This window comes from Kitasatospora sp. NPDC096204, from assembly GCF_044763205.1.
GTDB lineage: Bacteria > Actinomycetota > Actinomycetes > Streptomycetales > Streptomycetaceae > Kitasatospora.
This window is the reverse complement of record NZ_JBIWFT010000005.1, coordinates 308,798-317,607: the sequence shown is the minus strand read 5'-3', so window position 1 is coordinate 317,607 and position 8,810 is coordinate 308,798. Positions and strand designations below refer to the sequence as shown.

1 protein-coding gene and 1 pseudogene are annotated in these 8,810 nt (G+C 75.9%); both read left to right on the top strand.

Annotated elements, in window-relative coordinates; translation table 11 throughout:
• A partial coding sequence (locus tag ACIQ87_RS08300) for a type I polyketide synthase (protein WP_402403342.1) occupies positions 1-2,080 on the top strand: 2,080 nt, incomplete at its 5' end.
• Positions 2,081-2,171: 91 nt separating this feature from the next.
• Positions 2,172-8,744: pseudogene (locus ACIQ87_RS08295) on the top strand (SDR family NAD(P)-dependent oxidoreductase); the annotation flags it as partial.
• Positions 8,745-8,810 lie beyond the last annotated feature (66 nt).

The window sequence follows — 8,810 nt, the reverse complement described above, 5'->3', positions numbered from 1 at the left end:
CAACGCCACCACCCTCCACGCCACCCTCACCCCCACCACCCCCGACACCACCCACCTCACCATCACCGACCCCACCGGCACCCCCGTCCTCACCGCCGGTCTGACCCTTCGCGCCTTCGACCCCAGGACCCTCGGCTCGAACCGCGACCCGCTCCACACGGTCGACTGGCAGAAGCTGCCCGTCCACCCCGCCGACACCGGCACCGACACCACCGACTGGGCCCTCGTCGGCCAGGCCGGCGACCCGATCGCGTCCGCTCTCGGCATCACCGAGACCCACCCCACCCTGACCGCCCTCCGTACCGCGGCCGACGCGTCCGGACGCACCCCCAGCACCGTGCTCCTCCCCTGGTCCGCCGCACACCACGGCCTCCCCGAAGCCGCCCACCACTCCGCCCACACCGCCCTGACCGTCCTCCAGGAGTGGCTGTCCGACGAACGCCTCGCCGACTCCCGGCTGGTCGTCCTCACCCGGGGCGCCGTCGCGGCCGGTCCCGCCCCCGCGGTCCCCGCCCTGGCGGACTCGCCCGTCTGGGGCCTGCTGCGGACCGCACAGTCCGAGGCCCCCGGCCGGTTCACCGTGCTCGACCTCGATCCCGCGGTCCCCGTCCACGAGAGTGCCCGCCTCCTGCCCGGCGCCCTCGCCTCCGGTCGCACCCAGCTCGCCGTCCGCGACGACGCCCTCCACGGCCCGACCCTCAGCCGCACGGCCGCCACCGGCACCGTCGACCTCGCTCCCGCCGGAACCGTCCTGATCACCGGCGCCTTCGGTCAACTCGGTGCCCTGCTGGCCCGGCACCTGGTCACCGAGCACGGCGTCCGGCACCTGCTGCTCACCAGCCGCCGCGGCCCCGACGCCCCCGGCGCCGCCGAACTCGTCACCGAACTCACCGAGTCCGGCGCCGAGGTCCGGGCCGTCGCCTGCGACACCACCGACCGCGACGCCGTCGCCGCCCTCCTCACCGCCGTACCCACCGACCACCCCCTCACCGCCGTCATCCACACCGCCGGCGTCCTCGACGACGGCATCATCACCACCCTCACCCCCGAGCGCCTCGACACCGTCCTGCGCCCCAAGATCGACGCCGCGCTGCACCTCCACGAGCTGACAGCCCACCTCCCGCTGACCGCCTTCGTCCTCTACTCCTCCGTCAGCGGCCTCACCGGCACCGCCGGCCAGGCCAACTACGCCGCCGCCAACGCCTTCCTGGACGCCCTCGCCCACCACCGACACACCCTCGGCCTGCCCGCCACCTCCCTCGCCTGGGGCCTCTGGGACGAAGGCGGCATGGGCGAGAAGCTGAACGAGGCCGACCTGACCAGGCTTCGCCGCTCCGGGATCGTCCCGATGGCGCCCGAGAGCGCGCTGCGGATGTTCGACGCGGCGCTCGGCCACGCCAGCCCCCTGCTCGCCCCGGTCGCCCTCGACGGCTCGGTCCTCCAGGCCAGGTCGGCCTCGGGCACGCTCACCGAGATCCTGCGCGGGCTGGTACGGGCCACGCCCCGGCCGCCCCGCGCGCAGGCCGCCCCGACCGCGGCGGCCGCCACCGGCCCGTCCCTGCGCGACCGGCTCGCCGCGGCCCCCACGGAGGAGCGCGAGCCGCTGCTCCTGGAGCTGGTGCGGGAGCACGCGGCGGCCGTCCTCGGGCACGGCTCGCCGGACCGGGTCGAGGCGAAGCGCGGGCTGCTGGACCTCGGGTTCGACTCGCTCACGGCGGTGGAGTTCCGCAACCGGGTCAACAAGGTCACCGGGCTGCGCCTGGCCACCACGGTGGTCTTCGACCACCCGACCCCGCTGGCGGTCGCCCGGCACCTGCTCGCCGAACTGGCCCCGGCGGAACCGGCCGGCGCCGGCGGCCCGTTGGAGGCGATCGACCGGCTGGAGGCGCTGCTCAAGCAGCACTCGGCGGACGCCACCGGCGGCGTCGTCCCGGAGGCGGCCGAGATCGCCCAGCGCCTCCAGCACGTGTTGCAGGGCTGGCACGGGCTGACGGCCGAGGAGGACCCGGACGGCGACCTGGCGGCGGCGACCGACGACGAGCTGTTCGACGCCCTCGACAAGGAGCTCGGCCTGGCCTGATCCCGCCCGCCGTCCCGCTCCCGACCGACATTTCCAGCTGAAGGTAGATTCCGTGGCGAACAACGACGTGCCGAACAACCAAGCGGCGAACAACGAGGAGAAACTCCGCGAGTACCTCAAGCGGGCCACCACCGATCTGCGGCAGGCCCGACGGCGGCTGACCGAGATCGAGGACTCCCGGCAGGAGCCGATCGCGATCGTCGGCATGGCCTGCCGCTACCCGGGCGGGGTCACCACGCCCGAGGAACTGTGGCGGCTGGTCGCCGACGGCACGGACGCCATCGGCACCTTCCCCGAGGACCGGGACTGGGAGGAGGACCTGTACGACCCGGACCCGCACGCGACCGGCAAGTCGATCACCCGGCACGGTGGATTCCTGTACGGCGCCGCCGAGTTCGACCCGGAGTTCTTCGGCCTCAGCCCACGCGAGGCACTGGCCACCGACCCCCAGCAGCGCCTGCTGCTGGAGACCGCCTGGGAGGCCGTCGAGCGGGCGGGCATCGACCCGACCAGCCTGCGCGGCAGCGACACCGGGGTCTTCGCCGGCGTGATGTACCACGACTACGCCGCGCGGCTGCAGCCCGCCCCCGAGGAGTACGAGGGCTACCTCGCCAGTGGCAGCCTGGGCAGCGTGGCCTCCGGCCGGCTGGCGTACGTCTTCGGCCTGGAGGGCCCGGCCGTGTCCGTGGACACCGCCTGCTCCTCCTCGCTGATCGCCCTGCACCTGGCCGCCCAGGCGCTGCGGCAGGGCGAGTGCTCGCTCGCCCTCGCGGGCGGGGTGACGGTGATGTCCACACCCAACACCTTCGTGGAGTTCAGCCGCCAGCAGGGCCTGTCCACCGACGGCCGGTGCCGTTCGTTCTCGGACGACGCGGACGGCACCGGCTGGGGCGAGGGCGCGGGTCTGCTCCTCCTGGAGCGCCTGTCCGACGCCCGCCGCAACGGCCACCCGGTCCTCGCCCTGGTCCGGGGCACCGCCACCAACCAGGACGGCGCCAGCAGCCGGCTCACCGCCCCCAACGGGCCCAGCCAGGAGCGGGTCATCCGCCAGGCCCTCGCCAACGCCCGGCTGACGGCCGACCAGGTGGACGCCGTCGAGGCCCACGGCACCGGCACCAGGCTCGGCGACCCCATCGAGGCGCAGGCCCTGCTGAACACCTACGGCCGCGCCCGCGACACCGAACACCCGCTCTGGCTCGGCTCGATCAAGTCCAACATCGGCCACTCCCAGGCCGCCGCGGGTGTGGCCGGCGTGATCAAGATGGTCATGGCGATGCGGCACGCGACCCTCCCGCGCACCCTCCACGTCAGCGAGCCCACCAGCCACGTCGACTGGTCCGACGGCACCGTCCGGCTGCTCACCGACGCCCGCCCGTGGGGCACCGCGGACGACCGGCCGCGCCGCGCCGCCGTCTCCTCCTTCGGCATCAGCGGCACCAACGCCCACGTCATCCTCGAACAGCCCGTCGAGGAAACCGCGGAGCCGAACGCCGAGGAGCCGTCGGCCTCCTCCCCTGCCGTCCCCGAACTCCAGGCCCTTCCCTGGCAGTTGTCCGCCAGGTCGGCCGAGGCCCTGCGCGGCCAGGCCCGCGCCCTGGCCGCCCACCTCGACGGCCGGCCGGGCACCGACACCACCGCCGCCTCCCACGCCCTGGCCGCCCGCGCCCGCTTCGACCACCGCGCCGTCGTCCTCGGCCAGGACCGCGAGAGCCTGCTCGCCGGACTGCGCGCGCTCGCCGAGGGCACCGAGGCCCCGGGGCTGGTCACCGGCACGGTCCGGCCGGGCAGGACCGCGTTCCTGTTCACCGGACAGGGCAGCCAGCGCCCCGGCATGGGCCGCGAACTGTACGAGGCGGTACCGGCGTTCGCCGCCGCCTTCGACGACGCCTGCGACCGCTTCGACCGGCTGCTGGACCGTCCGCTGCACGAGGTGCTGTGGGGCGGCGGCGAGGCCTCGGAGCTGCTGCACCAGACCGCGTACACCCAGGCCGCGCTGTTCACCCTGGAGACCGCCCTCTACCGGACGCTGGAGCAGCAGGGCATCGTCCCCGACTACCTCATCGGCCACTCGATCGGCGAGGTCGCCGCCGCCCACGTGGCCGGGGTGTTCTCGCTGGAGGACGCGGTGAGCCTGGTCGCCGCGCGGGGCTGCTACATGCAGGCCGCGCGCAGTGACGGCGCGATGGCCGCCCTGGAAGCCACCGAGGAGGAGGTGCTGGCGCTGCTGGAGCTGCTGGGCCGCGAGCTGGACCTCGCCGCCGTCAACGGCCCGAGCTCCACCGTGGTCTCGGGTGACGCCCCGGCGGTCGAGGCCGTCGCCGCGCACTTCGCCGCCCAGGGCCGCCGCACCACCCGTCTCCAGGTCAGCCACGCCTTCCACTCGCCGCACATGGCCGGCTTCCTGGACGACTTCCGGGACTCGATCGGCAAGCTGACCTTCCGCCCGGCCCGGATCCCGGTGATCTCCAACCTCACCGCGCAGCCGGTCACCACGGAACTCGCCGACCCGGCCTACTGGGCCCGCCACGTCCGCGGGGCCGTCCGCTTCCACCCCGGCATCCAGTACCTGGAGGCCGCGGGCGTCACCCGCTTCCTGGAGCTCGGCCCCGACGCCACCCTCACCGCGCTCACCCGCCAGAGCCTCTCCACCGACGCCGTGGCGATCCCCACCGTGCGCAAGAACACCCCCGAGGCGCAGTCGTTCACCACCGCCCTCGCCACCCTCCACACCACCGGCCACACCCCCGCCTGCTACCGGCCCGCCTCCCCCACCCCCCACACGGACCTGCCCACCTACCCGTTCCAGCGCCGCCACTACTGGCTGGCGGCCCGCCCGACGGCCGGCGGCCGGTCCGGCACCGACCACCCGCTGCTGAGCACCGCCGTCCGGCTGGCCGAGGGCGACCGGCTGGTCCTCAGCGGCCGGTTCTCCACCCGCACCCACCCGTGGCTGGCCGACCACGCCATCGCCGGGGCCACGCTGCTGCCGGGCACCGCCTTCGTCGACCTCGCGCTGCACGCCGCGGAGCTGGCCGGAGCGGCGACGCTGGAGGACCTCACCCTGGAGGCGCCGCTGGTGCTCGGCGGGCCGGGCACCGTCGAACTCCAGCTCACCGTGGAGGGCCCGGACGACCGCGGGCTGCGCGCCTTCGCCGTCCACTCGCGCACCGGGGACTCCGCCCCCTGGACCCGGAACGCGACCGGTGCCCTCTCCGACGCGGCCCCCGGCAGCGACCCGGACGCCGGGGTCCTGACCGCCTGGCCGCCGGCCGGCGCACCGGTCGACCTGACCGACCTCTACCCGCGCCTCGCCGAGCGCGGCTACGCCTACGGCCCGCTCTTCCAGGGCCTCGTCCGGGCCTGGCGCGACGGCGACACCCACTACGCCGAGGTCCGTCTCCCCGAGGACGCCGCCACGCAGGGCCACGCCCTCCACCCCGCGCTGCTGGACGCCGCCCTGCACCCGTGGGCGCTCGCCTCCGGGGTGCTGGAGGCCGGCGAGGACGGGTCCGTGCTGCTGCCGTTCGGCTGGTCCGGCGTGCGGCTGGCGGCGCTGGGGGCGCGCACGCTGCGGGTGCGGCTGGCCCCGGCGGGCGAGCGGACCGTGCGACTGGACCTGGCCGACCCGGAAGGAGCGCCGGTCGCGACGGTCACCGCGCTCACCGCGCGCCCCGGCTCGCTGCGGGACTTCGCCGCCCTCGCCGACCCGGCCGCCCTGGCCGCGCAGACCGCGGGCGCCCCGCTGCACCTGTTGGAGTGGAAGCCGCTGGCCACCGCCCCGCTCGACCCCGCCGCCTCCGCCCGGGGCGTCCACGTCCTCGCGCCGGACGGCCTCGGCCTCGCCGACGCCCTGGGCGCCACCGTCCACCCCGACCTGGCCGCCCTGCGGACGGCCCTCGCCGGGGAGTCGGCCCCCGCCCTGGTCCTGGCCGCGTTCACCGGGGAGGCACCGGAGGACGCCGAACTGCCCGATCACGCCCGGGGCCTGGCCGAACGGGCCCTCGCCCTCACCCAGGAGTGGCTGGCCGAGGGCGTCCCCGACGACACCCGCCTCGTCCTGGTCACCCGGGGTGCGGTGGCCGCCCGCCCCGGCCCGGAGATCCGCGACCTCGCGGCGTCCACCGTCTGGGGTCTGGTCCGCACCGCCCACTCCGAGCACCCGGACCGCTTCGGCCTGCTCGACCTCGACGGTCCGCTCGCCGAGGGCCCGGCCGGGGCCGTCACCGCCGCCCTGCGCTCCGGCGAGGAGTTCCAACTCGCCGTGCGCGACGGCAAGGTGTACGCCCCGCGGCTGGTCCGCGCGGCCGCCGCCACCGAGCTGCTCACCCCGCCGCCGGGCACCGAGCACTGGCGGCTGGACGTACGCCGCAAGGGCAGTCTGGGCGACCTGGCCCTGCTCCCGGCGCCCGAGGCCGGTGCCCCGCTGGCGCCCGGCGAGGTACGGGTGCGGGTGCGCGCCGCCGGCCTGAACTTCCGCGACGTGCTGATCGGCCTCGGGATGTACCCGGGTGACGAGGCGCAGATCGGCGGCGAGGCGGCCGGCGTGGTGCTGGAGACCGGGCCGGGGGTCACCTCGGTGGCGGTCGGCGACCGGGTGATGGGGCTGTTCCCGAGCGCCGTCGGCCCGGCGGCGGTCACCGACCACCGGTGGCTGACCCGGATGCCGCGGGGCTGGAGCTTCACCGACGCCTCGGTCGTCCCGGTGGTGTTCCTGACCGCCTTCCACGGCCTGACCGACCTGGCCCGGGTCCGCGAGGGCGAGTCGCTGCTCGTGCACGCCGCGACCGGCGGCGTGGGCCAGGCCGCGCTGCAGCTGGCCCGGCACTGGGGCCTGGAGGTGTACGGAACGGCCAGCGCCCCCAAGTGGGAGACGCTGCGCTCGCTCGGTGTGCCCCAGGAGCGGATCGCCTCCAGCCGCACCCTCGACTTCGAGGAGCAGTACCGGGCGGCGACCGGCGGCCGGGGCTTCGACGTGGTGCTCAACTCGCTGGCGCAGGAGTTCGTGGACGCCTCGCTGCGGCTGCTGGCGCCCGGCGGGCGCTTCCTGGAGATGGGCAAGACCGACATCCGCGACGAGGCGCGGGTGCGCGAGAGCTTCCCCGGAGTGTCGTACACCGCCTACGACCTGATGCGGGTGCCGCGCGAGCGGGTCCAGGAGATGCTGGCGGAGCTGGTCGCCCTGTTCGAGGAGGGGGCGCTGCGCCCGCTGCCGGTGACGGCCTGGGACGTCAGCCACGCCCCGGAGGCGCTGCGCCACCTGAGCCAGGCCCGGCACACCGGCAAGGCGCTGCTGACGCTGCCGGCCCCGCTGGACCCGGAGGGCACGGTGCTCGTCACGGGCGGCACCGGGACCCTCGGCGGTCTGCTCGCGCGGCACCTGGTGACCCGGCACGGCGTCCGGCACCTGCTGCTCACCAGCCGCCGCGGCCCGCAGGCGCCGGGCGCGGCGGAGCTGCTGCGGGAGTTGACCGGGCTCGGTGCCCGGGCCCGGATCGAGGCCTGCGACACCGCCGACGAGGCCGCTCTCGCCGCCCTGCTCGCGTCCGTCCCGGCGGACCACCCGCTGACCGCCGTCGTGCACACCGCGGGTGCGCTGGACGATGCCGTCCTGACCGCGCAGAGCCCGGGGCGGCTGGCCACCGCGCTGCGTCCCAAGGCGGACGCCGCGTGGAACCTGCACCGGCTCACCCGCCACCTGGACCTGAGCGCCTTCGTCCTCTACTCGTCGGTCAGCGGCCTGACCGGCACTCCCGGCCAGGCCAACTACGCGGCCGCCAACGCCTTCCTGGACGCGCTGGCCCACCACCGGCACACCCGGGGCCTGCCCGCGACCTCGCTGGCCTGGGGCCTGTGGGCGCAGGCCAGCACCATGACCGAGGGCCTCGGCGAGGCCGACCTGGCCCGGATGGCCCGGGACGGCGTCCTGCCCCTGGAGAACGAGCAGGGCCTCGCGCTGTTCGACGAGGCACTGGCGGGCCGTCAGCCGCTGGCCGTGGGGCTGGGCCTGGACCTGCCGGCGCTGCGCCGCCGGGCCGCGGCCGGCGCTTCCCGGCCGCTGTTCGCCGAGTTGGTGGGCCGGGCCCCGATCCGCCGCACCGCGGCGGACGGCGGGGCCGCGGCGCCCGACGGCGCCCGGGCGGTGCGCGAGCGGCTCGTGGCGCTGGACCAGGCGGAGCGGCAGGGGGAGCTGGTCGATCTGGTGCGCGGCCATGTCGCCGTGGTGCTCGGGCACACCGACGCCGGGACGATCGGGACGGAACGCCCGTTCAAGGACCTCGGCTTCGACTCGCTGACCTCGGTGGAGCTGCGCAACCGGCTGGCCGCGGCCTTCGAGCTGCGGCTGCCGACCACGCTCGTCTTCGACCACCCGACCCCGATCGACCTGGCGCGGTTCCTGGCCCAGGAGCTGGCCCCGGCCGAGGAGGACGGGCTGGCCTCGGCGCTGGCGGACCTGGAGCGGGTGGAGCGCCGGCTGGCCGCGCTGCCCGCCGGGGGCGGGGACCGGCACCGGCTGACCGGCCGGGTGCGGGAGTTGCTGCTGCGGCTGGAGGCGGCCGAGAGCGGGGACGGCGGGGGCGGCGACCGGGGCGCGCAGGTGCAGCTGGGCGAGGCCTCGGACGACGACCTGTTCGACTTCATCGACGGCGAGCTCGGGGTGAACTGACCCGACCTCATCTCCACGCGACCGCAAGCAGATTGATGGGCATTGATAAACGGGGACTCTCCCTGT